A 24,575-nucleotide genomic window follows, 5' to 3' on the forward strand; every position below is an offset into this window, starting at 1 on the left:
GGGTGTGTCCGGTTAGCCGCCGTTTTTGCCGGTCTCGGCTTTGGCGGCATCCGTTCCCGGAACCTCCTTCAGGCCTTCGGCAATCTTTTCCAGAATTTTCGGCAATTCCTCTGCGTCCGGTCCCAGGTCGCGGGCGTGGTTCCACTGGAACCTTGCCTCGTTGCGACGACCGACCATCCAGTAGGCATCGCCCAGGTGATCATTAATGACCGGATCCGCCGGGCGAAGCTCGATAGCTCGCTCGAGTTCCTTCACCGCTTCTTCGTAGCGGCCAAGACGGAAATAAACCCAGCCAAGGCTGTCGACGATGTATCCGTCTGTTGGCCGCAGTTCGACGGCTTTCTTGATCATGCCCAGGGCTTCATCCAGCTTCAGGCCCTGGTCGACCAGGGAATAGCCGAGATAGTTGAGCACGAGTGGCTGATCCTCGTTAAGTTCAAGCGCCTTGCGGAAGTCGGCTTCGGCAAGTTCCCATTTTCCCAGTCTTTCCCGGGCGATACCGCGGAAATAAAGCATCAGCCAATGCTGACTTTGCAGTTCGGAAATGGTGTCGATGCCCTTGGTGTAGGTTGCCTCGGCGTCCTCGTAGATTTCGTGTGCACGCAGGATGTTGCCAAGTGCGATCACGGCTTCAAGATCCGAGGGATCCTGTTTGATAAGCTCTTCCAGATGGCTGCGGGCTTCATCCACCATCTCCAGGGCATTGTAGTTCATGCCAACCTGGATTTCGGCTTCGCGCTTCAGCACGCTGTCATCGGGCACCATCATCAGGGCTTCGATGGCCCGTTCCGGCTGCTCCATCCGCTCAAAGACACTGCCGAGTGCAATGGCTGCAAATTCGGCCTTCGGATCGAGGTAGAGCGCAAGCTGCAGATAGGAGGTCGAAAGCTCTTCACCGCCATCGCGGCCGATTACGGCACCAAGGCCATAGAGGATTTCCGCCATGCCGGCTGCCGGATCAGTAACGAGCGGCGGAATGATCTCACCGCTGCTGATAGCCTCTCGGGTCTGGTCAAGCTTGGGGTGACCGCGGAATTGCGCATCGTATTGATCGAGCGCATCAAGTGCTTCCTTCTGGCGTCCGTTGGCGGCCAGAAGGCGGGTGTAGGCGTCCACGACGCGCAGGGCACCCTGGTCGATGGCATAGGCGCTCTCGGCGGCTTCCAGTGCTTCCTGGTTACGCCCGGCGGCAAACAGAAGATGTGCCTTGTGGGTGGACTTGAACACTTCGAACCAGTCTGGTCCCTCAAGTCCGTCAATCATCGCGACGGCTTCGTCGATCTTGCCGCTGCCATAAAGCGTCCAGGCGCGGGAGATGCCAATGGAAAGCTGCGCGAGCGGGCCGTTCCGGCCCCGCTCAAGTTCTTCGTTGGCCTTTTCATAGCGGCCGTCCAGCATCTCCTGAGCACCGAGCGTCAGCTGTGCGAGGAAATTCTGCAGACCGGCGCTTTCCAGCTCCTTGGAGTAGACAACGGCCTGTTCGACATCGCCATTGGCCAACTTCAGGAGGAAGGTGCGTTCGAGCAGCATCGTATTGCTCGGGTCGGCGGCCAGGGTTTCTTCGTAAAACGCCGCTGCCTGGGCGTAGTCTTTCTGGAAACCGGCGAGGCGGCCGGAAAGGTAGCTGCCGGACAGCGTGAACGGCAGATCGGACGGTGTGCCAAGTGTTTCCGGTTCGGTGCTCGTTTCGGCAAGTGCGGTAGCGGGAAGAAGGGCGAGCACGCTGACCAGCGCAAGCAGTTTCCGGCGGAGAGGGCTGCGATCCCTGGTCGAAACGGCACCGGTCGGATTTGTCATCATTGTTCGCACTTCTGTCCCTGAATCTGGTGGGTTTACTGCTTATTACCTTTGACAATGGCGTCTTTAAGGCTGACCGGCAAGGCGCCCGGGATAACTTTCTGCGGGTTTAAATCCTTTTGATTTTGCTCAACGTCGGAAATGCTAAGACTTACGACCAATCATAACCGGTTTCGCTGAAAAAGGGCTTGAAGACAAGCAGTTGCCGTAGCAGGAATGTGCGGTGCAAAAAGATCTGGTGCCGGTGCGGCCCGATTGCTGCCGGAATGATAATGCGAGTTGGCTGCGCGCGAGACGCCGCAGACCGAACTAGGCGAGGAGAGTATCAGATGACCAAGTGGGTCTACAGTTTCGGCAATGGTGCTGCAGAAGGTGCAGCGAATATGCGTAATCTTCTCGGTGGGAAGGGCGCAAACCTTGCCGAAATGAGCAGCCTGGGTCTGCCCGTGCCACCGGGCTTCACCATCACCACGGAAGTCTGCACCTGGTACTACGAGCATGACAAATCCTATCCGGACGCTCTGACGGCACAGGTTGCCGAAGCGCTGGACAAGGTCGGTGAGGCGACCAACCGCAAGTTTGGTGACCCGGAACGGCCGCTGCTTGTTTCCGTACGCTCCGGTGCCCGTGTTTCCATGCCCGGCATGATGGATACCGTCCTGAACCTCGGCCTTAACGACCAGACGGTGGAAGCGATCGCGCAAGAGGCGGGAGACAGGCGTTTCGCCTACGACAGCTACCGCCGCTTCATCCAGATGTATTCCGACGTGGTGCTGGGCCTCGACCACCATGAGTTTGAAGAAATTCTGGAAGAGTACAAGGAACGCAATGAACTGACGCTCGATACCGAAATCGATGCGGATGCCTGGCTGGGCATCATCGAGAAGTTCAAGGCGCTGGTGGAAGAAGAACTGGAAAAGCCGTTCCCGCAGGATCCGCAGGAGCAGCTCTGGGGCGCGATCGGTGCGGTCTTCAGTTCCTGGATGGTGCCGCGTGCCGTGACGTATCGCCGCCTGCACGATCTGCCGTCCTCCTGGGGAACTGCCGTCAACGTTCAGGCCATGGTGTTCGGCAACATGGGCGAGAGCTCTGCGACCGGCGTCGCCTTTACCCGGAACCCTTCCACTGGCGAAAACGCCCTTTATGGCGAGTTCCTGGTCAATGCACAGGGCGAGGACGTGGTTGCCGGCATCCGGACACCGCAGGATATTACCGAGAAGGCCCGCATCGGGGCCGGGTCTTCCAGCCCGTCGCTGGAAGCGCTGATGCCGGAGGCATTTGCCGAATTCCAGACCTATTGTGCCAAGCTGGAAGCCCATTACAGGGACATGCAGGACCTGGAGTTCACGATCGAGAAGGGCAAGCTTTGGATGCTGCAGACCCGGTCGGGCAAGCGCACCGCCAAGGCGGCGCTGAAGATCGCGGTCGACATGGTAGCCGAAGGGCTGTTGGGTGAGGAAGAGGCCATTGGCCGCGTGGAGCCTGCTGCGCTCGACCAGCTCCTGCACCCGACAATTGATCCGAAAGCAAAGCGCGATGTGATCACAACCGGCCTGCCGGCCTCTCCCGGCGCTGCATCCGGTGCCATCGTCTTTTCCTCCGACGAAGCGGAAAAAGCCAAGGCGGAGGGGCGCAAGGTCATTCTTGTTCGCGTGGAAACCAGCCCGGAAGACATCCATGGCATGCATGCGGCCGAGGGTATTCTGACCAGCCGGGGCGGCATGACAAGCCACGCGGCCGTGGTGGCGCGCGGCATGGGCAAGCCCTGTGTCGCCGGGGCTGGGATGCTGCGGATCGACTATCGCAACGGTGTGATCAATGCTGCCGGACGGCAGTTGAAGGAAGGTGACATCATCACCATCGATGGAGCCACCGGACAGGTTCTGGTTGGTGAGGTCGAGATGCTGCAGCCGACGCTCTCCGGCGATTTCGGCACACTGATGGGCTGGGCCGACAAGGTGCGCCGCATGCGCGTGCGCACCAACGCGGAAACGCCGCAAGACGCCAAGGTTGCGCGGGAGTTCGGCGCTGAAGGTATTGGCCTTTGCCGCACCGAGCACATGTTCTTCGAAGGCGAGCGTATCATTGCCGTGCGCGAGATGATCCTGGCCGAGACCGAAGCCGGACGCCGGACAGCACTTGCAAAACTCTTACCGATGCAGCGGCAGGACTTTACCGATCTCTTCGAAATCATGCACGGCCTGCCGGTAACGATCCGTCTGCTGGATCCGCCACTGCACGAATTCCTGCCGAAATCGGAAGAGGAACTGGCGGACGTCGCAAAAGCCATGGGCGCCGATCCGGAGTTGCTTCGCGACAGGGCGCTGGCACTGGAAGAATTCAACCCGATGCTCGGCCATCGCGGCTGCCGTCTGCTGGTTTCCTATCCGGAAATCGCCGAAATGCAGGCCCGGGCCATCTTCGAGGCGGCTGTCGAGGCTGCCAAGATAACCGGCGCACCGGTGGTTCCGGAAATCATGGTTCCGCTGGTCGGCCTCAAGGGAGAACTCGACCTCGTACGCCAGAGCATCGAGGCCATGGCAAAAGCCGTGATGAGCGAAACCGGAGCGGAACTGACATACCAGATCGGCACCATGGTGGAACTGCCGCGCGCCGCCCTGAAAGCGGCGGAAATCGCACAGTCTGCCGAGTTCTTCTCCTTCGGTACCAACGATCTTACGCAGACCACGTTCGGTATCTCGCGCGATGATGCGGCTTCCTTCCTGGGGACGTATCAGACGCGCGGCCTGCTGGAGCAGGATCCGTTCGTTTCGCTCGACCAGGAAGGCGTGGGTGAGCTTATCAAGATCGGCGTTGAACGCGGCCGGTCGACCCGTCCCGACATCAAGCTTGGCATTTGCGGGGAGCATGGCGGTGATCCGGCCTCGATCTCCTTCTGCGAAGGCGTCGGTCTAGACTACGTCTCCTGCTCGCCGTTCCGTGTGCCGATTGCCCGCCTGGCTGCAGCTCAGGCGGCCTTGAAATTCAAGTCCGGAAGCTGAATGGGGCGGAAAACTCCGGTCGAGGCCAAGGGGAGCGCGGTGTGAGCGATGCTTACCCCCAGCTGGACACCTTGCGCGCGGGTGGCAAGAGGCAGCTCGCGCGGGTTCTCAGCCGGCTGGAAAGCCATGCGGAGGACGCCGAAACCGCGGCTTTTCTGGATTCGGCCGCCGGTGAAGCCTCCGCGAAAGTGTTGGGCCTCACCGGTCCGCCCGGCGTCGGCAAATCAAGTCTGACCGACGCGCTCATCAAGGCGTGCCGGTCGGCAGGGCAGACTGTGGCTGTGCTTGCGATTGATCCGTCTTCCGCGGTGACCGGTGGTGCCCTTCTGGGTGACCGAACCCGCCTGAAAACCGATCCATCCGACGATGGCGTCTTCGTCCGCTCCATGGCGGCGCGAGATCGCCTCGGGGGCCTCTCCGATCATGCGGTTGCGGCAATTGCCGTTCTCCGGTGCGTGTGCGACTGCGTGATCGTTGAAACCGTTGGTATCGGACAATCGGAAGGGGACCTGAAGCAGGCTGTCGACACGGTTGTTCTGTGTATCCAGCCCGGATCGGGTGACAGTCTGCAGTTCATGAAGGCCGGCATCATGGAGCTGCCGGATATCGTGGCTGTCACCAAGGCAGATATGGGTGTGCTTGCCCGTCGGGCTGCCTCGGATGTCGCGGGCGCCCTGTCATTGAGCGATACCGACAGCACTGCAGGGTGGAAGGTGCCTGTGTGCGAAGTCTCCGCGCAAACCCTCAGCGGTGTTGATGATCTGGTTGACCACTGGACGCGCCACCATGCGCACATCGCGTCAGGCGAGGCCTTGCAACGCCAACGCAAAGCGCAGCATGTTGCCTGGTTCAGGGATATGGTGCGTGCGGAATTCGGTCACGCTGGCCTGAAGCTGGCTGCCGGGGTAGAGCAGGACTGGCTGACATTGGCCGAGACGGCTCCCTTTGCGAGCTTTCACGGGTTTGCCGCCAGGCTCCGTCCGTTGCTGGGTCTTTGAGCCTGGTAGCGTTTAAAGGTCGTTCCAGAACAAATCGAAGGGCTGACGGGCAGGCATTTGCCCTTACGAAGTGTCGTCAAGCTTCCGCCGCGCGTACCTGATAGCTCAGGTCTGTACCGTAACCGGGCGTACCGACGCGGTGAAATTCGTCCAGGAACGCGGTCAGGGCGGTGTCCGTCAGCGGCCGGGAAATGTAATAGCCCTGCATTCGGTTGCAGTCGTGTGCCTGCAGGAAACGGATCTGTTCCAGCGTCTCGATGCCTTCTGCAACAATGGTCATGCCAAGCGCTTTGCCGAGCTGGATGATCGATACCAGGATGGCCTCGGCTTCGGCGTTGCCGTTCATGTCGGAAACGAAATCCCGGTCGATCTTGAGCGTGTCGAAAGGGAAGCGGCGCAGGTAGCTGAGGCTGGAATAACCTGAGCCGAAGTCATCGAGCGCAACCTTCACGCCCAGGTTCTTCAGCCTGCGCAGGGCCTTCAGCACCGAATCGTTGCGGCCTGCGAAAACACTTTCGGTGACTTCAATTTCCAGGCGCTGTGGCGGCAGGTTGTTGGCGGCAAGGATCGCCATCACCTTTTCGACGAACCGCGGATGCTTGAACTGGTTTGGCGAAACGTTGACCGAAACGGTGATGCCGGGCCATTCGTGCGCCTTGGCGCAGGCCTTGTTGAGCACCCAGATGCCCAGTTCGTTGATCAGGCCGGTTTCCTCGGCCACCGGAATGAACTGCGCCGGGGAAATGACGGTGCCGTCTTCCTTGGTCCAGCGAGCCAGCGCTTCGACGCTGACGATCCGCTTGGCCGATGTGTCGGACTGAGGTTGGTAGGCAAGTGTCAGTTCGTCGTTCTTGAGCGCCAGCCGAAGTTCGCGGGACAGCCGGTCCTTGGACTGGACGTGATGTTCCATGTTCGGTTCGAAGAAGGAACGGCGGTTCCGGCCGTTTGCCTTGGCATCATAAAGCGCGATATCGGCCTTGCGCAGCAGCTCGTCCGGATCGTTGCCGTCGCGCGGGGCAATGGCTGCGCCCATCGAGAGGCTGGCGTGAAGTTCACGGCGCCCGATCATGATCGGACGGCTGATTTCGTCCTGCACCTGGTCGAGGATGTATTCCAGCCAGACATCGTCTTCGCAGTTCTTGATGACCATCGCGAATTCGTCGCCGCTGATGCGCGCAACGATCCCGGTTTCGGGAATGACGCGCTGCAGTCTCTGGGCGACCGCAGTGATTACCTTGTCACCGGCGGAATGGCCAAGGGTATCGTTGATGTCCTTGAAATGGTCGAGGTCGATGTAGACGACGGCGGTATTCGTTCCCTTGGCAACGCTTTCGTCCAGCGTGTCCGTCAAAAGTGCATGGAACCGCGCGCGGTTCGGCAGGCCGGACAGGGCGTCATGACGCGAGGAGTGGACTGCCTTGGCTTCGCTGCGTGCAAGACGTTTGGTCATCTGGCGCGTGAAGATGGTCACGGCGATGACCACGGCGGCAATCATGAACGCCGCCAAGGCCAGGAACGGATTGATCCGGCGTATCATCTGGCTGCCGGGCTCGGTTGTCTGCCAGGCGATCAGGCCGACATCCTGTCCAAGCGGGGACTTCAGCTGAAACCTGCCGACGCCATCGCGCTGGGTCTGGTTGTTGGCGAGAACAAACCCGTCAAGGCGTGACATTTCCGAGATTTCCGTCAGCTTTTCACCCCGCAAGGGTACCAGACTTACCAGCACTGACGGCGGGAAACGGACCCGGGAGATCGACTGGATCTGCGGCATGATGGCGGCGGCACTGAAGAGATACGGTTCGCCCGCCAGGGAGACGAGGCCGGTTTCGGCAATCGACCGGCGCGCGTCGCTGCTTTGCGGAATGAAACTGTAGAGCCCGGATGGTGTGCGGCGGAAGGAAATGATGTAGCGGGCGCGAACCTTGGCAACGGCGGGCTTCAGTTCCTGAAGCAACTCCTGCGTCATCCACTTGTTGGTGTGGTTCTGCGCGTAGACATATTGCACGCCGTAATCGCGGTTGATCAGGATCGACTTGGAAAAACCGTGGTTCTGGAACAGCCAGTGCATCAGGTTGTTGTAGATCCAGCCTTCGTCCGGGTTGATCTGATTGACCCGGTGATAGGCTTCGTCCCAGATTACGACGCCGTTCTGCTGCTTGACCATGTAATTCTGGGTCAGCTGCAAAGCGCCGGAAATGAGCTTGTTCTGGGATTCGACAGCGGTTTCGTCCGACAGGCGGGCAGACCAGTGCAACAGGCCGAAAATACCGACAACGGATATCATGACGATCACGACCATCGGAATAATGATCGCGTTTGCTATCTGTCCGCCGGAGTTTTTAGACGAATTGTACATATACGAGCCCGATTTATTTGGCCCGAGTATTGTCGATCTGGGTTAAGGAATGCCGCAAATTCTAAGTAAATTAAGGGTAAAGTCGCAAAACTCCCGATCCGGTTTTGCAAACAGTCTTAAAGAGCTTAGCTGTACAGGCCCCAAGACTTGGCCTGTCCGTTGCTCGAACAGCTCAAATCAGCTGTAAGCTGCGGAAGCTGACGTTTGTACGCAGACCAACGATGATATGGTCATGCACCTCGATCCCGAGTGGGCCGGCAATATCGACGATTTTCTTGGTCATCTGTATGTCGGCGCGTGATGGGGTCGGATCGCCCGACGGGTGGTTGTGGACAAGGATCAGGGCCGTTGCCGAAAGCTCCAGGGCGCGCCGGATCACTTCGCGCGGATAGACCGGGGTGTGATCGACCGTGCCCGTCTGCTGAACCTCATCTGCGATAAGCGCATTTTTCTTGTCGAGAAACAGGATCCTGAACTGCTCTACCGGGGCCAGCCCCATGGAAACCTGCAGGTAGTCCATGACCTTCTGCCAGCTGTCGAGCACCTGCCGTTTTTCCAGACCGGCCTTGTGAAAGCGGATGACCGATGCATGTACCGCCTGAAGCGCATCTATGCTGATGTCGGACAGCCCCGGAATTTCCTTGAGCCGTTCCCGGGGGGCGGCAAGGGCTGCCGGAAAGGAACCAAAGCGCTGAAGCAGCGCTTTGGCGATCGGCTTTGTATCCTGGCGGGGCAGGGCGGAAAATAACAGGAATTCCAGGAGTTCATAATCGGCGAGACCTTGCTCGCCCGTTTTACGAAATCGTTCCCGCAGCCGCTGGCGGTGTCCCTTGTGGTCGCTGCCGGTTGAGGCCGGTGCTTCACTGGCGGTCGTCGTCTCTTTCATGAGCTCCTGCGTCAGCTGCTGTCAGATGACGGCGCATCGCCGGTAAACGGATTTCAGGCCGAACAATCAGTCCGTCTGCAGGCCCGGCTTGTGGATGCCTTTGGGGGACGTGGTGAAGATCTGGCAGCCTTCAGGCGTGATGCCGATGGAATGTTCGAACTGGGCGGACAGGGATCTGTCCCGCGTGACAGCCGTCCAGCCGTCGCTGAGAACCTTCACGTGCGGACGGCCCAGATTGACCATCGGTTCGATGGTGAAGATCATGCCCGGCTTCAGTTCAACGCCTTCGCCAGGACGCCCGTAATGCAGGATGTTGGGGGTGTCGTGGAACAGAAGGCCAAGTCCGTGCCCGCAGAAATCGCGCACGACCGAACAGCGTTCAGCCTCGACAAAGGTCTGGATGGCAGCGCCGATATCACCGGTGGTGTTGCCCGGCTTGGCAGCCTCGATACCGCGCATCAGCGATTCATAGGTCACATCGATCAGGCGCTCGGCGGCACGTTTCAACTGGCCGACCGGATACATGCGGCTGGAATCGCCGTGCCATCCGTCCAGAATGAAGGTCACGTCGATGTTGACGATGTCGCCCTCGCGCAGGGCCTTGTCGTTGGGAATGCCGTGACAGACGACATGGTTGATCGACGTACAGGAGGACTTGGTATAGCCGCGATAGTTCAGCGTCGCCGGAATGGCGTTGTGATCCATGCCGTACTGGTAGACGAAGTCGTCGATTTCCTGGGTGGTCGTGCCCGGTTTGACGATGTCGGCCAGTTCGTCCAGACAGGCTGCGGTCAGCTGTCCGGCGCGCATCATGCCTTCAAAATCTTCAGGGCCGTACAAACGTACCTGACCTGTGTTTTTCAAAGGGGCTTCCGAAGCATCGATATAGCTGACCATGGGGTTTACCGTGTCTCACAATTATCCGGTGCCATTCTAAGCCCACTAGGCCCTGTTCGGCACCAATTATCCGTTACCTGTTCTCATACCGCCCAAAGCGCCTATTTTCCAGCTTGTGTTCCCGCAAAATCAGGCGGACGTGGAAACTTCCCGCCTGTGCGCTGAAAAGCGGCCGTGCCTTCTTGCGCTTTTCGGGCAGGAGAGCTAGGGGAAGGGAAAAGCGGGCGTGGTGGAATTGGTAGACACAAGGGACTTAAAATCCCTCGGCCCTAGGCTGTACGGGTTCGAGTCCCGTCGCCCGCACCATGGTTTGTTGCGCTACCGGCCTTTGGCCCGCTTCAGCGGCGGCCTGGTTCTAGGTTCCCTTTCGGGCCTGTCATTCTTCCCTGTGCTCTTGCCTTTCCAGCCGGTTGAGCGCAGATTTTGTGTCCGACCCTGCTAATCCATCCCTTCGCCTGCAATCTGCAGATTTTTCCGGATTGTCACGGATCCGTTGAACGACTGTCACAATTTGCGCCCGAAAGAGCGCTAGATCATCGGTCGATCAACCGGAAACGCGTTTGCTTCCGGCCCCAGTTCACTCCCGCTCTCGCGGTGTCATATCTCATTGCGGTCCGCTACCGGGCCATCCTTGAATTCGTTCGACCTGCTCGCCGGAAGGAGTTTCCATGACTTATGCCGACAATCGCGTGCCCTCCGGCAGCGCCCTGATAGTTCTGAAAAACGCCCGGCTGGTGCTCGCCGATGAAGTCGTCAGCGGTCACATTGCCTTTTCCGAAAGCGGGATCGTCTCGGTGGACCAGGGCAGTGCGCCGCAAGCCGGGTTCGATCTCGAGGGTGATTACCTGCTGCCGGGGCTGGTCGACATTCACACCGATCATTTCGAAAAGCATGTCTTTCCTCGTGCACACGTGCGCTGGGATCCGCTCAGAGCGGCGATGGCCCATGATGCTCAGATCATCGGCAGCGGCATCACCACCGTGTTCGACAGCCTCTGCGTGGGGGCGACGATCAAGAACCCGGAGCGCCGCGAAATCCTGGCGCCAATGATCGACGCCCTGGAAACGCTTCAGTCCGGAGGCATGCTCAAGTCGGAGCATCTGGTGCATCTGCGCTGCGAGATCACCGATGGCGAGACCACGCGCCTGACGGAAGAAAACATCGGCAAAGACATCGTGCGCATGGTGTCGGTGATGGAACACCTGCCGGGCCGGCGCCAGAGCAAGGACGTCGAGGCCTATATTCACCGCCGCATGGCCGACACGGGCGAAACACGTGCCGTTGCTGAGCGTGAGACGCAGGAGCTGTTGAACTTCTCCGATGAAATCAGCTCGAAGGTTCGTCCGGCTGTGGTCGCGCTGGCGCATGCGCACAAGCTGCCGCTGCTCAGTCACGACGACACGGAACTCGAACACATCGACGAAGCCCTCGGCGAGGGCATCAGTGTTTCGGAATTTCCCTGCACACTGGAGGCAGCCCGCAAGGCCAAGAGCCACGCAATGCACGTCGTCGGTGGTGCGCCCAACGTCATTCGCGGCGGATCCCAGTCGGGCAACATCGCGGTCAGCGCACTGTTGGCGGAAGATCTCGTCGACATCCTGGCTTCGGACTACGTCCCGCGCTCGCTACTCGACTGTGCGTTTCTTGTAGGGCTGGACGATGCGTTCCACGCCGACCTTCCGGCAGCTATCCAGATGGTTTCGAAAACCCCGGCCGAGGTTGCCGGACTGTCAGACAGAGGCGAGATCGCAGAAGGAAAACGCGCCGACCTGCTTCACGTCGGCGTCCTCAACGGGCATCCCTTCATCAAGCAGGCCTGGCGGAACGGACAGCGAGTGCTCTGATCATTCGACTGTTCGATGTGCGTTGCCTTTTTGGGGACTGATCGTGTGGTGAGGTCACGGCCTGGATGCCATGGTCGAGCCATGGCATCCATGCCGTTTCCGAGGTGAGCATGAGGCGCTGATCAGGATTTTCCGAGGTCTTGCTGATTGGGAGGCATGCAGCGGAAAAAGGAAACTCGGCGGGAGGAGAAAAACGCTGCTTCTCCCCTAGGTGAAAATCACTTTCGCCCCGGTTCCCCGCCGATGATCCGCCGCCGCAGGAAACCGGAGAAACCGTCGATCAGGTAGACCATGAAGATGATCAGGAAAATGATCGTCCAGGCTTCCGGCCAGCGGTAGGCATGGATGCGATCGGCGAGGAGGAAGCCGATGCCTCCGGCGCCGACAATGCCCAGGATGGTGCCGGTGCGGGTGTTGGATTCAAAATTGTAGAGGATGATCGACAGGATCACTGGCAGGGCCTGCGGCAGAACCGCAAAGCGGATTGTCTGCAGGCTGCCGCCGCCGGAAGCGCGCACGCCTTCAACCGGCTTTTGACTGGTGTTCTCTATGGCTTCCGAAAAGAGCTTCGAAAAGGTGCCGACTTCCGAAACCGCAATGGCCAGAATGCCGGCCAGCGGCCCGAGGCCGAAGGCGCGGATGAAGACGAGTGCGAGGATCAGCTGTTCGATCGCCCGCAGAGCGTCGAAACCGCGCCTGACACCAAGCCGGAGCCAGGACAGTGGCAGGATGTTCTTGGCGCCCAGGAATGCCAGTGGAAACGCAACCAGGGCTCCCAGAAGCGTGCCCATGAATGCCATGGCGACAGTTTCCCCGAGACCTTTCAGAACTTCCTGCCATTCCGCCCAGCTTGTCCAGATGTGGGGTGGAAACATGAAGGCGAGCACATCGCCAAAGCGGGTTGCCCCGTGAAGGAGTTTTTCAGGCGCAAAGCCGAAATCCCACAGGCACCAGCCGGTCAAAAGAAGGAAGGCCGACCAGCCGGCGAGACGGGTCAGTCGTGTCCGGAGCGGCGTTGAAAAGGCGCCTGGAACGAGCGTTCTGGCGCGCGCTATATCTGGAGATCGTGCGGTCATGGTCAGATGCCTTTTCCGGTCAGGCCGATGATGCGGTGACGCACCTTTTCGCTCAGCATGTCGATGACGATCACGGTGAGGAAGACGATCAGGAACAGGGCCGAAAGATCGGTGTATTCCTGCAAGGACATTGCCACGCGGATCTCCTGGCCCAGGCCACCTGCGCCGACGAAGCCGATGATGGAGGAGGACCGAACGTTGATCTCGAACCGCAGCAGCGTGTAGCTGATGATATTCGGGACAACCTGGGGCACGATGCCGTAGCGGATCTGGTCGAACCAGGTGCCACCCGACGCCTTGATGCCTTCGAGCGGGCGCATGTCGGCATTTTCGTTGGCTTCGGAATAGAGCTTGCCGAGAGCGCCGGTGGCATGAAGACCGATGGCGAGAACACCGGCCAGCGGGCCGACGCCAAAACAGAATACGAAAATGAGTGCCCAGACGAGATCCGGAACCGTCCGGATGATTTCCAGGAACCGGCGGGTGACGTTCAGGACCAGTCTGTTGGGGGAGAGGTTCCGTGACGCTGGGAAACTGAGGAGAAACGCACCGACGATGCCAAGCAATGTAGCCATATAGGCGATCAGGATCGTTTCCAGGAGCAGCCAGAGCCAGACCTTCCAGCGCCAGAACCAACCGACAAGATCCGCCCCGAGTGTCTCGCGGTGAAGCTCCGGCAAGGTCTTGTAGAGATACTCTCCAAGCCGCGGCAAACCTGCCCAGATCTTCCACATGGACAAACGGTCGCCATCGGGCAGGGTGACGTCGGTCATGTCGAAGAAACCGCCTAACCACGCTGTTGCGACGAAGCAGAGTGCGAAGACCGTGGTCGAGACGAGGTTTACCCGGAGGGTTGACCGGCGGGCGGCAGCATAATCGATTTCGAACCGGTCAATGGCAGGGGAGAGCGCTGTCATGCCTCTAGTTCCAATGATTTTAGGCAGGAGGCGCTGACGCCGCAGCGTTCTGCGCCACAAGTTTTTCCAGGCGTCATCCCGGGAGACGCGAAGTGCCGCCCGAGATGACGATGGTCGGGTCGTCGGGTGGAACCCGGATCAGCCGGTTTCCTCCCTCGCTCTGAAAAGTCAGCCGCCGCGGCGCTGTTTCTTCAGCCAGTCGCGCATTTCGACGATCCACTGGTAACGGTCGTGATCAACCTCGATCCACGCTTCCTGGGTGCTGTCTTCGCCGCCGGTCATTTCGATGAAGGCCAGCGTATCCTTTTCCGGGATTTCCATGACTGCGGTGCGCATGGCATCGATCAGGCCCTTAGGCAGGTTGCTGCGGGCGGCCAGCGGACCGGAAGTGATTTCCGGTGATTTCCAGATGGTGCAGATCGAGTCCTTCTCGATCATGCCTTTGGTGACCATGCGCTGCGGAATGCCGTCTTCCTCGTTGGTGATGTAGGTAGCGGCAGCGTCATACTGCTTGTTGTAGACACCAAGCACACCGGTTTCATGGGCCCCGGAGAAGGGAATGGCACCGAAATAGGTTTTCGGCTCGTAGCCCTGTTTGCTGAGGTTGAAGTATGGCACCGCATAACCGGACGTGCTGTCCGGGTCGGCAAATGCCAGTGTCTTGCCTTTCAGGTCCTCAAGGGTCTTGTAGCCGCTGTCGCAACGCACGGCGACGACCGAGAAATAACCGGTGGAACCGTCCTTCTGCAGGCGGGAGACAAGTGGAACGACACCGCCGTTGGTTTCCGTGTAGGCAGCGGCATAGGAAGACGAACCGAAGAAGGCGAATTCGATCTGGTCGGCCGCCATGGCCTGGATCACGCCGTCATAGGATCCGGCGGTGAAGATTTCGACATCAACGCCGAGTTCGTTCTCCAGGTACTTTTCGAAAGGCGTGTAACGGGCGATCCGGTCTTTTTCGTTTTCACCGGAAAGAATGCCGAACTTGACTGTCTTGTACTGGTCCTTCCAGCTGTCCGCCACGGCCGGGGAGGCTGCAAGAACGGCAGCGGAAACGGCTGCTGCAAAAATGGCCTTCATCTCAAGTCTCCTTTGGTGCCGGCAGATCCGGCGATTTGCGCGGCAAAGGCCGCTTCAAGAGCGAGAGCGGATGATCCGCTTCGCGAAGGTCAGGCCCCGACAGCCTTCATCGGCGGCCGGGAAGTGGTTGTCGAAAGGGAGGTGGAGGTGACTGCTTCGTTGATGTCACCGGAAAGATCGTCGGATCCGTAAATCTGCCGAACCCTTTCACTAGTCAGGGCGTCCGGCGTGCCGTCGAACTGAACCCGCCCGTCCTTCATTGCGATGATCCGGTCGCAGTAGGCACGGGCAGTGTCGAGCGTGTGCAGGTTGACCAGCACCGTAAGACCGTCCGTCCGGTTGATTTCGCGCAAGGCGTCCATCACACGGCTGGCGTTGGCCGGATCAAGTGAAGCAATCGGTTCGTCGGCCAGCATGATGCGCGGGTTCTGCACCAGCGCCTTGGCGATGGCGACGCGCTGCTGCTGTCCGCCGGAAAGGGTTCCCGCGCGTTGCAGCGCCTGGGGCACAAGGTCCAGCCGGTCCAGGGCTTCGATAGCGCGGGCGCGATCCTCGTCAGTGAAGGATCGTGTCATGGAGCGCAGGAACCCTGTGTGGGCGATGCGGCCAACCATGACATTGGTCAGCACATCCATGCGCTCGACGAGATTGAACTGCTGAAAGATCATGGCGCAGGACGCGCGCCAAAGGCGCAGATCGCGACCCTTCAGGGCCGTGATGTTCTTTCCCTCGTTGAGGATCGTCCCCCGGCTGGGGTCGGCCAGCCGGTTGATCATGCGCAGGAACGTGGACTTGCCGGCACCGGACCGGCCGATCACGCCGACCATCTGTCCCTTGGGAATGGCAAGGGAGACACTGTCCACCGCGGTCAGGTCTCCAAAGACTTTAGATAATTGCTCAATGACCAGCATCGGGCCCTCCGAAAAACGGAGAGCGAACTAGCAGACATGTGCCGAGAACAGATGTCTATACGATTATACTTTTATGAAGTTTTACGACAGAGGCATTGAGAAAATTTGCCGGAAAACAAATAAGATCAAGATTTGTCTGGAAGTTCGAAGTTAAAGAAATTTTCTGCTTCGTAGATCCATCTTTCTCTGATGTAAATTTCGTAAAATTTACATAATACGGTCACGTTCCGCGGCGCGCGTGTCGTTACGCTCCTGTTGCCTTGCCGGCTTTGTTTCGGCTGTCTGAGGAGTTCCTGTCATGCGCTTTTTGAAATCCGCCGCACTCGCGGCTGCCGTTCTTGCCGTTTCCCTGTCTTCTTCCCTGGCCGACACGTTCAAACTGGCCGTTACCGACGTGGAGGGCCTGGAGCGGCTGCAGGTTGAATGGGGGCCGTTCAAGAACGCCCTTGAAAATGCAACAGACCACACCTTCGAGTTTTTCCCGGTTACCAGCCGGACCGCAGCGGCTGAAGCCTTGCGCGCCCAACGCGTCGACTTTGTCGTAACCGGTCCTGCCGAGTACATCGTGATCAACAAACTGACCGAAGCCCGTCCGCTTATAGGTCTTGGCCGCCCGGATTACTTCTGTGCCGTCGTCGTACGAGCCGACAGCGGTTTCACGCGGCCGGCCGATCTCAAGGGCAAGAAGGTGGCCTTCGGTGATATCGGTTCCACTTCTAACATGCTGTGCCCGATGCAGCTGATGGCCGATTATGGCGTCGATCCGGTCAAGGACATCGAGAAGCTGCATACTTCGCGCAACATTGCGCATGAAGCCTTGAAGAAGGGTGATGTTGCCGCCATCGGGATCAATCACAATTCGTGGATTGGCACCCGCAACAAGGATGATAGCGTCCCGAACGGCTTTTTCCGGGTAATCGCCCGTTCCGGCGATCTGCCGAACGACATGATCATGGCCGGAGCCCATGTCGATCCCGCGACAGCGCAGAGCCTGCGTCAGGCGATCCTCGACAACAAGAAATCGATCATCGCCGCGATCCTGCAGCACGAGGAAAACGACAAGTATTCGGGCATGGATCTGGTGGCGATCGAAGATGGTGCCTATGACCTGGTGCGGTCCATGTACACCACCGCCGGTTTCCCGCAATACGACAAGTTCATCGGCGAATAATGGCGCAGCCTCTGCTCCAGTCCGCCGGCGCAATCGCGCCGGCGGTCCCAGCCCGACAGCCCGTGACGGAGACGCCGTGTGACCTGAAGGTCGAAGGCCTTTGCAAGACTTTCGGCAAGGACCGGAGCGTGCTGCGCGAAGTTTCCTTCTCCGTGGGCCGTGAGGAAGCTGTTGCCTTGATCGGTTCAAACGGTGCTGGAAAATCGACCGCATTGCGCTGCGCGCTGCGTCTGATCGAGCCGGAAGCCGGTTCGGTTCTGTTGTTCGGTGAAGACATTTCCTCCGCGCGACAGCGCCAGCTCAGGCGGGTTCGCACCGAGGTCGGCTTTGTCTTTCAAAAGCACAACCTGGTGCCTCGTGTTTCGGCGTTGACCAACGTAATCCATGGCAACCTGGGCCGCACCGGTGGCATGCGCGGCTGGTCGCAGTTTCTCGCCAAAACGGCCTTGCGTGACCGGGCTATGGCGTGCCTCGAAAGGGTAGGGCTCGCGGACCATGCACTGAAACGGGCGGACCAGCTCTCGGGTGGTCAGTCCCAGCGGGTTGCGATCGCCAGAGCCTTGATGCAGCAGCCCAGAATGATCGTCGCGGACGAACCCGTTGCCAGCCTTGACCCGGTTGCCGGCCAGGAGGTGATGGACCTCTTCCGCCAACTCACCCGGGAGGAGGGGATCACGCTCCTGTTCACCTCGCACAACGTGCAACAGGCGCTCGCCTACTCCGATCGGGTCCTTGCAATTCGGCAAGGGGAAGTCGTTTTGGACGAGAAGAGCAGCAACCTGAGTGTTGCGGATCTGGGGAAGCATTATGGCTGATCTTGTGACATTGAAACGCTCCCGCATGCCGGATCGGTTCGAACGCCCGGGTGCATTTCATTTTGTCGCCTATGTCGCGCTGCTGGCCTTCGTTGTCTGGTCATTTCAGGGGGCCGGCTGGTCATTTTCCGCGCTGGTTTCTGGCGGTCCGGCGCTGGTCGACTTCCTGTCGAGGGCGTGGCCGCCCTCTCTGGAAAGGTTGCCGCAACTGTCAAAGGCGTTGCTGGAAACGTTTCAGATGGCGCTCGCGGGCACACTTATCGGCATCGTCCTCAGCCTGCCGTTGGCGATCCTGGCCGCGAAAGGCCTGACGCGGCCGTCGATGTTATCCCGGGCTGTCTATACCTGTGCTCGCTTGCTGGTTGCCCTTTTCAGAACGGTGCCGGATCTGGTTTGGGCATTGGTCTTTGTCATTTCGGTCGGACTTGGCCCATTCGCGGGCATGCTTGCGATCGCCGTCGACACCATCGGTTTTTGCGGACGCTTCTTCGCTGAAGCCATGGAGGATGTGGAGAAAGGACCAACCGAGGCGCTGACAGCGGCCGGTGCAGGGCGTTTCGACACGATCTTCTGTGCAGTGGTACCTGCCGCGATGCCCTCCTTCATCACCACCTCGCTGTTCGCGCTTGAAAAGGCGACCCGCTCCTCAGTCGTGCTCGGTCTTGTCGGGGCAGGGGGCATCGGCATCGAACTCAAGGTGGCCATGGACTTTTTCGACTACCAGCTCGCGATGACCATCATCCTGATGATCTTCGTGCTGGTTCTTTGTGTTGAGCGGCTTGGCACAATCGCCCGCAGCCGGATACTGGAAGGATCGTCTCAATGAGCGACACGCACACTCTGGAAAAAACCGATACCGCCCATCTCGCGTGGGACAAGCGCTGGCAGACAGAAGAAGGCCGAGCGGATTGGCTGCGTCCGGAGGCTGACGTTGCCGGTCTGATCGAAAGACTTCAGAAGCAGGGGCCGGTGAAGGCCCTGGATCTGGGCTGCGGGGTTGGCCGACATGCGCTTTCCTTTGCCCGCGCCGGGTTCGAGACCCACGCGATGGATCTCTCCGAAGCCGGGCTGGGTGAGCTGAAAAAGAGCGCGGTACTGGAAAGCATGCAGATCGCGACGCATCTGGCGCCGATGACGTCGCTGCCCTTTGAGGACGACAGTTTCGACTATGTCCTGTCCTTCAACGTGATCTATCACGGTGATCCGTCGATCGTCCGTACAGCCATTTCGGAGATTGCCCGGGTGTTGAAACCTGGCGGGATCTACCAGGGAACCATGCTGTCAAAGCGCAACGCGAACTTCGGGATCGGGACGGAAATTGCCGCGGACACGTGGGTTCGTGAAGGGGACGACGACAAGGATCACCCGCATTTCTATTGCAATGCGAGTGAGCTGGTGTCGCTGTTCGACCGGTTTGAGCTGAGCTACCTGGAAGACAAGGTGCACTCGAAGCCCGGCTCGTGGCACTGGCACATGATCGCGGAACTCAACCACTGAACGAGCCGGTCTCGGCGGCGGGCGTTATTCGCCCGCCGGTTCCGGCAGCGGTTCGTCCGTCTCCGGATTGAGTGTCTGGTCGGCATCGGCAGTCGGCTGACGGGTAAAGCCCTTGAGGTCCGCAAACTCGCGGGCGTCCCGCTGGATTTCCACCGGGCTGAGGGCATAGCCGGTCGCCAGTTCGGCGAGCGAGCGCAGCGCGTGCATGTGGATGCGCTCGTAGCCGTGGCTGGCATCAACACCAAATGTGATCAGCGCCGTGCGCACGTCCGCACCCGCCTCGATGGCGGTTGCCGCATCCGAGCGATAGAAGCGGAAGACATCCTTCTGGAACTTGATGTCGTTGTCCCGGCAGAGTTGGACCATCTTGCGGGTGAGATGATAGTCGAACGGTCCGGTCTGGTCCGCCATGGCGATCGTGACGCCGAATTCGTCCGAATTCTGCCCTGGGGCAGTGGTGCCATTGTCGATGGCAACCAGCGACGCGATGTCTGGCGTCAGGATGGACTGGGCGCCATGGCCGGTTTCCTCTGCAATCGTGAACAGCCAGAACACGTCGACCGTCGGTTCGATGTCGGATTCCACCAGCGCCTTGATCGCTGCCAGCATCACCGCAACACCTGCCTTGTTGTCCAGGTGGCGGGAAACGATGAAGCCGTTTTCCAGGAACTCCGGCGCCGGGTCTATGGAGACAAAGTCGCCGACGTCGATACCAAGCCGGTGCAGGTCGTCTACCGACTTGGAATAGGCGTCTACGCGAAGTTCGACGTAGGGCCAGCCGACCGGAAGTTCATCCACGCCGGTGTTGTAGGTGTGCCCCGACGCCTTCAGCGGCAATATGGTGCCGGTGTAGGCGCCGCTTTCGGAAAAGATCGTCGTGCGGGCTCCTTCCGCGAAGCGGGCGGACCAGTGGCCGATAGACACCAGTTCCAGCCGACCGTTGTCTTTCAACGATTTTACCTGAGCCCCAAGCGTATCGAGATGCGATACGAAGGCCCGCGCGGGGCGGCGCGACTTGCCGGACACTCTCGCCCGAACACCGCCACGGCGGGTAATTTCGTAAAATACCCCCAGCGCCTCCAGTTCCTTGGAAACGTGACGGACAATTTCGTCCGTATAGCCCGTCGGGCTTGGGATTTTCAGAAGTTCCTTCAGTCGATCGTTCAAATAGGAAATATCGATATTCAGCAAGGTCATGTTCCGGCCCGGTTCAAGGTCGTCCTGACGGGTTGAGGCACCGACAGGGGAAACAGGAAGTCCACGAAGCGTTCTGCGGTTGGCTGAGGTTCGTGGTTGGCGAGCCCCGGCCGCTCGTTCGCCTCGATAAAGCGGTACTCCGGTTGTCGCGGGTCTTTGACCATCAAGTCAATGCCTGTCACCGGAATTTCAATTGCGCGCGCTGCCTTGATCGCGGCTTCGATCAGGGTGTGATGGGTTTCGCCAGTCACATCATGAATGGTGCCGCCGGTATGGAGGTTGGCCGTACGGCGGACCGGCAAGGTCTTGCCTTCGGGCAGGATATCTTCCAGCTGAAAGCCGTTGGCTGTGAGGCAGCGCAGAACCTCGTCGTCCACTTCGATCCTGGATTCCCCGCCTGTTGCCGCAGATCGGCGGCGGGACTGTATTTCGATCAGTTCTCCAATCGTGGCCTTGCCGTTTCCGGTGACCTCGGCCGGTTTGCGCAGAGCGGTCGCCACTACCTTGTAGTCGATCACGACAAGCCGCAGATCCTGACCGGTCACGAATTCCTCCACCAGAACATCATTGGAGTAGGTACGGGCGACTTCGACCGCAGCCATGACGTCTTCGGTCGTTGTCAGTCCGATGGCGATGCCCTTGCCCTGTTCACCGCGCGCCGGCTTGACCACAACCGAACCGTGCTGGTCCAGAAACGCGGCGATCTCATCAGCGGATCCTGCCAGGATCTGGTCAGGCACGTTTACACCGGCCCTTTGGACGATCCGGCGCGTGGTGGCCTTGTCGTCGCAGATGGACATGGCGACGGCGCTGGTGAATTCGCTCAAGGACTCCCGGCAGGCGACCGAGCGGCCACCATAGGACAGACGGAAGAAACCGCCTTCCGCGTCGATGATCTCCGCCTGGATACCGCGCCGCCGTGCCTCGTTCACGACAATGGTGGCGTAAGGGTTGAGCTTGTCTTCAACGGCAGGGCCGGCGAACAGGGCCTCGTTGATGGTGTTCTTGCGCTTGATGGTGAAATAGGGAACCCGCTCGAAGCCGAGTTTGTCGTAAAGGCCAATGGCAAGTTCGTTGTCGTGAAGCACCGACAGGTCCATGTGCGGTGCGCCCTTGCCCTTGAAGACCTCCGCCATGCGCCGGACCAGGGCTTCCCCTATGCCCGGAAACCGGGCCTGTGGGGAAACCGCAAGGCACCAGAGCGAACTGCCGAGATCGGCATCATTGGTGGCCCGGCTGTGATCGACGCCCATTGCCGTGCCGACGATGACCCCGGTCTCGTCTTCTTCCGCCACGAGTACCGTGATGGTGCGCGGATCGAGTTGCGACCAGAAGAACTCCGGCGGCACCGGCACCATGCCGCGAGTGAGATAAAGTTCGTTGATCGCCTCCGCATCACTGCGGGAAGACAAACGCCGTACCGTGAAGCCCTTGCGACGATTGCGCGCCGGCCGGTAGGTCGCGAGATCCAGGCGGAACGTGTGCGAGGGGTCAAGGAACAGCTCCTGCGGGGCCGAGCCGACCAGTACATGCGGATCACGCACATAGAACGCGATGTCGCGTCTGTCCGGTCGCTCGTTGCGCAGGACCTCGACCAGTTTCTCGGTTTCGCCATAGGTGTTGGCAAAAACCAGCCGTCCCCAGCCGCAATCGATGAACCGGTTCTTCTGGGCTTCCGTCTCGTCCAGCCGGTATTCCGGTTTGAGCCCATGCTGGCGCATGCGCTTCAGGCGGTGGTCAAACGCACCTTTCGGTCGCGAAGGTTCATTCTCGGCCATGTTCAGACCTCCTGTGCCTGCAGCCACATTTCCAGAAGCGCGACCTGCCAAAGCTCGGAACCACGCAAAGGCGTGATGTATTTGGTCGGGTCGGCATACAGTTTCTGCAGGTAAACCTCGTTGAAGAGGCCTCGTTCCCTGGCGGCCTGACTGGAAAGCGTGTCGCGCACCATGTCGAGGTAGTCACCCTGGATGTATTTCAGGGCGGGCACCGGGAAATAGCCCTTCGGACGGTCGATGACGGCACTCGGAATGACCTTGCGCGCAGCTTCCTTCAGGACGCCCTTGCCTTCCTGTGCGAGCTTGAACTCGGCAGGAATGCGTCCGGCGAGCTCGACCAGTTCGTGATCGAGGAACGGAACGCGCGCCTCAAGGCCCCAGGCCATGGAGTGGTTGTCGACACGCTTGACGGGATCATCCACCAACATGACGTTGGTATCGAGCCGCAGGGCCTTGTCGACCGGATCGGCAGCGCCGGAGCGGGCGAAATGCTCTTCGACGAAGGCAAGGCTTTCATCCCTGGCACAGTGGTAGGCGGGGGAAACAGCCTCTGTCATCTGTGCTTCGGTCCGGTCGAAGAATGCCGTGGCATAATCAGAAACCGGACTGTTTGAGCCGCTGAGCTTCGGATACCAGTGGTAACCGGCAAAGACTTCGTCGGCACCCTGGCCGGACTGGACCACGGTGATGTGCTTGGAAACCTCACGTGACAGCAGATAGAAGCCGATATTGTCATAGGAGACCATCGGCTCGGACATCGCCTTGATCGCTCCGGGCAGGTTTTCCTGAAGCTCGGAGGAAGGGATGAAGATCTGCTGGTGATTTGTTCCGTAGTGTTCGGCAATCAGGTCCGAATACTGGAATTCGTCGCCCTTTTCGCCATGTGCTTCTTCAAAGCCGATGGAGAAGGTCGCAAGACCCTTCTGGCCTTCCTCGGCCAGCAGACCGACGATCAGGCTGGAATCGACACCGCCGGACAGGAGAACGCCGACAGGTACGTCGGCCACCATGCGGCGGCGAACGGCTGTGCGCAGGCTTTCCAGGACTTCATCGCGCCAGTCGTCGGCGCTGCGGGCAAGGTCTTCCGCCGTCTTTTCAAAACGCGGTTCCCAATAGGTGTACTCGGAAGAGGTGCCATCAGCTTCAAGCGTCCGCACCGTGGCCGCGGGCAGCTTGCGCACGCCGTTCAGGATCGTGCGCGGCGCGGGAACGACAGCGTGCCAGCTCATGTAGTGATGCAGCGCCACCCGGTCGATCGACTTGTCGATGCCACCGCCTGCCAGAAGTGCAGGCAGGGAGGAGGCAAAGGCAAGACGCCCATTCGCTTCGCTCAGGTAAAGCGGCTTGATGCCGAACCTGTCGCGGGCAAGGTGAATGCGGCCGCTGTCGTGCTCGTGAATGGCGATGGCGAACATGCCGTGGAACCTGGAAAAGCAATCCTTGCCCCACTCGGCCCAGGCCTTGAGGATGACCTCGGTGTCGCTGGTGGAGAAGAACGAATAGCCGCGGCCAATCAGGTCGGATCGCAGCTCCTGATAATTGTAGATGCAGCCGTTGAAGACCAGGGACAGGCCAAGCGCCATGTCGGTCATTGGCTGCGTACCACGTTCGCTTAGGTCAATAATCTTCAGGCGCCTGTGGCCAAAGGCGACCCGGCCGCGCTGCGTTACACCCATACCGTCGGGGCCGCGCGCCGCCATGGCGTCCGCCATCCGGCTGACCCGGACAACGTCTGCCTGACTGCCATTGAAAACCACTTCGCCGCAAATGCCGCACATATTGAAAAAAATCTCCGTTTTGTAACTGGACGTGCACTATATAGAGGTCTAATCATTAGAGTTCAAATTAATAGAGGTGTAATAATGCAGGCGATGCAGGCATCGCAAGTGGTCAAGGCTATCCGGAAGATCGTCCGGGCCATTGACTTGCGCTCCAGAGAAGTGTCCAGACTGACCGGGCTCACGATCCCGCAAATCGTTGTTTTGCAAGGGATTCGGGATCTGGGTGAGGTGACGACCAAAGCCCTTTCGGACAACGCTGACCTGAGCTCGGCGACCGTGGTAACCATTCTCGACAAGCTGGAAGAAAAGGGTCTTGTCGAGCGGTACAGATCCGTCTCGGACCGGCGAATCGTCCATGCCAAGCTGACGAAAAGTGGAAAAGAGGTTGCCTCAAACCTGCCTGGCCTTCTGCATGAAGAGTTCGTGCGAAAGTTCGATGATCTGAATGCCGAGGACCGGACGCACCTCGTTTCTTCAATCGAGCAGATTGCCGAAATGATGAACGCGCACAAGCTGGATGCGGCACCCATCCTGATGACGGGAAAGCTCTCGGGTTAAATCTTCGGGGAACT

The 24,575-nt window shown here is 59.6% G+C and carries 19 protein-coding genes and 1 tRNA gene; 9 read left to right on the forward strand and 11 right to left on the reverse strand.

All coding sequences use genetic code 11. From position 1 onward, the window contains the following. Nucleotides 1-12: 12 nt before the first annotated feature. Nucleotides 13-1,800, reverse strand: coding sequence for a tetratricopeptide repeat protein (locus ACP90_RS12000; protein WP_077292633.1), 1,788 nt, complete (start codon nt 1,798-1,800; stop codon nt 13-15). Nucleotides 1,801-2,126: 326 nt separating this feature from the next. Here ACP90_RS12000 and ppdK point away from each other — a divergent pair, with 326 nt between their 5' ends. Next, nucleotides 2,127-4,799, forward strand: coding sequence for a pyruvate, phosphate dikinase (gene ppdK, locus ACP90_RS12005; RefSeq protein ID WP_062488473.1), 2,673 nt, complete (start codon nt 2,127-2,129; stop codon nt 4,797-4,799). Nucleotides 4,800-4,840: 41 nt separating this feature from the next. Continuing rightward, nucleotides 4,841-5,797: an ArgK protein gene (locus tag ACP90_RS12010; protein ID WP_062488474.1), complete on the forward strand. Its 957-nt coding sequence runs from the start codon at nt 4,841-4,843 to the stop codon at nt 5,795-5,797. A 76-nt stretch (nt 5,798-5,873) separates the two neighbouring features. Here the strand turns inward: ACP90_RS12010 and ACP90_RS12015 are convergent, their stop codons facing one another. The 3 genes from ACP90_RS12015 to map form a co-directional block, all read right to left on the reverse strand. Continuing rightward, nucleotides 5,874-8,153, reverse strand: a complete 2,280-nt coding sequence (locus tag ACP90_RS12015; RefSeq protein ID WP_062488475.1) for a bifunctional diguanylate cyclase/phosphodiesterase — start codon at nt 8,151-8,153, stop codon at nt 5,874-5,876. Between the two features lie 172 nt (nt 8,154-8,325). Further along, entirely contained in the window at nt 8,326-9,039 is a 714-nt protein-coding gene (gene radC / locus ACP90_RS12020) for a DNA repair protein RadC (protein WP_062488476.1), read from the reverse strand. 66 nt (nt 9,040-9,105) lie between these two features. Beyond that, nucleotides 9,106-9,936, reverse strand: coding sequence for a type I methionyl aminopeptidase (gene map / locus ACP90_RS12025; RefSeq protein ID WP_023001049.1), 831 nt, complete (start codon nt 9,934-9,936; stop codon nt 9,106-9,108). Between the two features lie 220 nt (nt 9,937-10,156). Here map and ACP90_RS12030 point away from each other — a divergent pair. Both ACP90_RS12030 and ACP90_RS12035 read left to right on the forward strand, forming a co-directional pair. Next, nucleotides 10,157-10,242 (forward strand) — tRNA-Leu (locus tag ACP90_RS12030). Nucleotides 10,243-10,604: 362 nt separating this feature from the next. Continuing rightward, nucleotides 10,605-11,780: an alpha-D-ribose 1-methylphosphonate 5-triphosphate diphosphatase gene (locus ACP90_RS12035; RefSeq protein ID WP_062488477.1), complete on the forward strand. Its 1,176-nt coding sequence runs from the start codon at nt 10,605-10,607 to the stop codon at nt 11,778-11,780. A gap of 218 nt (nt 11,781-11,998) precedes the next feature. On the opposite strand, the gene phnE (ACP90_RS12040) is transcribed toward ACP90_RS12035, so the two are convergent. The 4 genes from phnE (ACP90_RS12040) to phnC (ACP90_RS12055) all read right to left on the reverse strand — a co-directional run bounded on the left by phnE (ACP90_RS12040) (nt 11,999) and on the right by phnC (ACP90_RS12055) (nt 15,764). Beyond that, a complete protein-coding gene (gene phnE / locus ACP90_RS12040) occupies nt 11,999-12,856 on the reverse strand; it encodes a phosphonate ABC transporter, permease protein PhnE (protein WP_062488478.1) in 858 nt (285 codons plus the stop codon). Between the two features lie 2 nt (nt 12,857-12,858). After that, complete coding sequence (phnE, locus tag ACP90_RS12045) at nt 12,859-13,773, reverse strand: phosphonate ABC transporter, permease protein PhnE (protein ID WP_062488479.1); 915 nt, start codon at nt 13,771-13,773, stop codon at nt 12,859-12,861. Between the two features lie 168 nt (nt 13,774-13,941). Then, entirely contained in the window at nt 13,942-14,853 is a 912-nt protein-coding gene (gene phnD, locus ACP90_RS12050) for a phosphonate ABC transporter substrate-binding protein (protein WP_062488480.1), read from the reverse strand. An 89-nt stretch (nt 14,854-14,942) separates the two neighbouring features. Further along, nucleotides 14,943-15,764 (reverse strand): phosphonate ABC transporter ATP-binding protein, encoded by an 822-nt coding sequence (gene phnC, locus ACP90_RS12055; RefSeq protein WP_062488481.1) that lies wholly within the window; start codon nt 15,762-15,764, stop codon nt 14,943-14,945. A 298-nt stretch (nt 15,765-16,062) separates the two neighbouring features. Between phnC (ACP90_RS12055) and ACP90_RS12060 the strand changes: the two genes are divergently transcribed. From ACP90_RS12060 to ACP90_RS12075, 4 genes are all read left to right on the forward strand, one after another. Next, complete coding sequence (locus ACP90_RS12060) at nt 16,063-16,935, forward strand: PhnD/SsuA/transferrin family substrate-binding protein (protein ID WP_062488482.1); 873 nt, start codon at nt 16,063-16,065, stop codon at nt 16,933-16,935. A gap of 62 nt (nt 16,936-16,997) precedes the next feature. Further along, nucleotides 16,998-17,750 carry a phosphonate ABC transporter ATP-binding protein gene (gene phnC, locus ACP90_RS12065; protein ID WP_208993513.1) on the forward strand — a complete coding sequence of 251 codons (753 nt, stop codon included), beginning with the start codon at nt 16,998-17,000 and terminating at the stop codon, nt 17,748-17,750. Then, nucleotides 17,743-18,576: a phosphonate ABC transporter, permease protein PhnE gene (gene phnE / locus ACP90_RS12070; RefSeq protein ID WP_062488484.1), complete on the forward strand. Its 834-nt coding sequence runs from the start codon at nt 17,743-17,745 to the stop codon at nt 18,574-18,576. Before phnC (ACP90_RS12065) ends, phnE (ACP90_RS12070) begins: the two co-directional genes overlap by 8 nt. Then, a complete protein-coding gene (locus ACP90_RS12075; RefSeq protein WP_062488485.1) occupies nt 18,573-19,247 on the forward strand; it encodes a class I SAM-dependent methyltransferase in 675 nt (224 codons plus the stop codon). The genes phnE (ACP90_RS12070) and ACP90_RS12075 overlap by 4 nt, the downstream gene beginning before the upstream one ends. A gap of 24 nt (nt 19,248-19,271) precedes the next feature. Here ACP90_RS12075 and ACP90_RS12080 read toward each other — a convergent pair whose 3' ends face one another. From ACP90_RS12080 to ACP90_RS12090, 3 genes are read right to left on the reverse strand one after another with little or no spacing between them, the layout of a single operon-like run. Next, nucleotides 19,272-20,444 carry an osmoprotectant NAGGN system M42 family peptidase gene (locus ACP90_RS12080; protein WP_055654850.1) on the reverse strand — a complete coding sequence of 391 codons (1,173 nt, stop codon included), beginning with the start codon at nt 20,442-20,444 and terminating at the stop codon, nt 19,272-19,274. Next, on the reverse strand, nt 20,441-22,222 hold the full coding sequence (gene ngg, locus ACP90_RS12085; RefSeq protein ID WP_062488486.1) for an N-acetylglutaminylglutamine synthetase: 1,782 nt from the start codon (nt 22,220-22,222) through the stop codon (nt 20,441-20,443). The genes ACP90_RS12080 and ngg overlap by 4 nt, the downstream gene beginning before the upstream one ends. Nucleotides 22,223-22,224: 2 nt before the next feature. Further along, on the reverse strand, nt 22,225-24,000 hold the full coding sequence (locus ACP90_RS12090; protein WP_062488487.1) for an N-acetylglutaminylglutamine amidotransferase: 1,776 nt from the start codon (nt 23,998-24,000) through the stop codon (nt 22,225-22,227). An 84-nt stretch (nt 24,001-24,084) separates the two neighbouring features. On the opposite strand from ACP90_RS12090, the gene ACP90_RS12095 reads away from it, so the two are divergent. After that, nucleotides 24,085-24,561, forward strand: a complete 477-nt coding sequence (locus ACP90_RS12095; protein ID WP_023001062.1) for a MarR family transcriptional regulator — start codon at nt 24,085-24,087, stop codon at nt 24,559-24,561. Nucleotides 24,562-24,575 lie beyond the last annotated feature (14 nt).

The sequence above is a fragment of the Labrenzia sp. CP4 genome, from assembly GCF_001579905.1.
In the GTDB taxonomy this organism is placed as follows: domain Bacteria; phylum Pseudomonadota; class Alphaproteobacteria; order Rhizobiales; family Stappiaceae; genus Roseibium; species Roseibium algicola.

What these genes read in the sequence shown, in the direction of transcription:
- ppdK (WP_062488473.1), top strand. Translation starts at nt 2,127, where the DNA reads ATGACCAAGTGGGTCTACAGTTTCGGCAATGGTGCTGCAGAAGGTGCA.
- phnE (WP_062488479.1), bottom strand. Translation starts at nt 13,773, where the DNA reads ATGACAGCGCTCTCCCCTGCCATTGACCGGTTCGAAATCGATTATGCT.
- ACP90_RS12000 (WP_077292633.1), bottom strand. Translation starts at nt 1,800, where the DNA reads ATGATGACAAATCCGACCGGTGCCGTTTCGACCAGGGATCGCAGCCCT.
- ACP90_RS12075 (WP_062488485.1), top strand. Translation starts at nt 18,573, where the DNA reads ATGAGCGACACGCACACTCTGGAAAAAACCGATACCGCCCATCTCGCG.
- ACP90_RS12090 (WP_062488487.1), bottom strand. Translation starts at nt 24,000, where the DNA reads ATGTGCGGCATTTGCGGCGAAGTGGTTTTCAATGGCAGTCAGGCAGAC.
- ACP90_RS12060 (WP_062488482.1), top strand. Translation starts at nt 16,063, where the DNA reads ATGCGCTTTTTGAAATCCGCCGCACTCGCGGCTGCCGTTCTTGCCGTT.
- phnD (WP_062488480.1), bottom strand. Translation starts at nt 14,853, where the DNA reads ATGAAGGCCATTTTTGCAGCAGCCGTTTCCGCTGCCGTTCTTGCAGCC.
- ACP90_RS12015 (WP_062488475.1), bottom strand. Translation starts at nt 8,153, where the DNA reads ATGTACAATTCGTCTAAAAACTCCGGCGGACAGATAGCAAACGCGATC.
- phnE (WP_062488478.1), bottom strand. Translation starts at nt 12,856, where the DNA reads ATGACCGCACGATCTCCAGATATAGCGCGCGCCAGAACGCTCGTTCCA.
- radC (WP_062488476.1), bottom strand. Translation starts at nt 9,039, where the DNA reads ATGAAAGAGACGACGACCGCCAGTGAAGCACCGGCCTCAACCGGCAGC.
- ACP90_RS12080 (WP_055654850.1), bottom strand. Translation starts at nt 20,444, where the DNA reads ATGACCTTGCTGAATATCGATATTTCCTATTTGAACGATCGACTGAAG.
- ngg (WP_062488486.1), bottom strand. Translation starts at nt 22,222, where the DNA reads ATGGCCGAGAATGAACCTTCGCGACCGAAAGGTGCGTTTGACCACCGC.
- ACP90_RS12095 (WP_023001062.1), top strand. Translation starts at nt 24,085, where the DNA reads ATGCAGGCGATGCAGGCATCGCAAGTGGTCAAGGCTATCCGGAAGATC.
- ACP90_RS12035 (WP_062488477.1), top strand. Translation starts at nt 10,605, where the DNA reads ATGACTTATGCCGACAATCGCGTGCCCTCCGGCAGCGCCCTGATAGTT.
- map (WP_023001049.1), bottom strand. Translation starts at nt 9,936, where the DNA reads ATGGTCAGCTATATCGATGCTTCGGAAGCCCCTTTGAAAAACACAGGT.
- phnC (WP_062488481.1), bottom strand. Translation starts at nt 15,764, where the DNA reads ATGCTGGTCATTGAGCAATTATCTAAAGTCTTTGGAGACCTGACCGCG.
- phnE (WP_062488484.1), top strand. Translation starts at nt 17,743, where the DNA reads ATGGCTGATCTTGTGACATTGAAACGCTCCCGCATGCCGGATCGGTTC.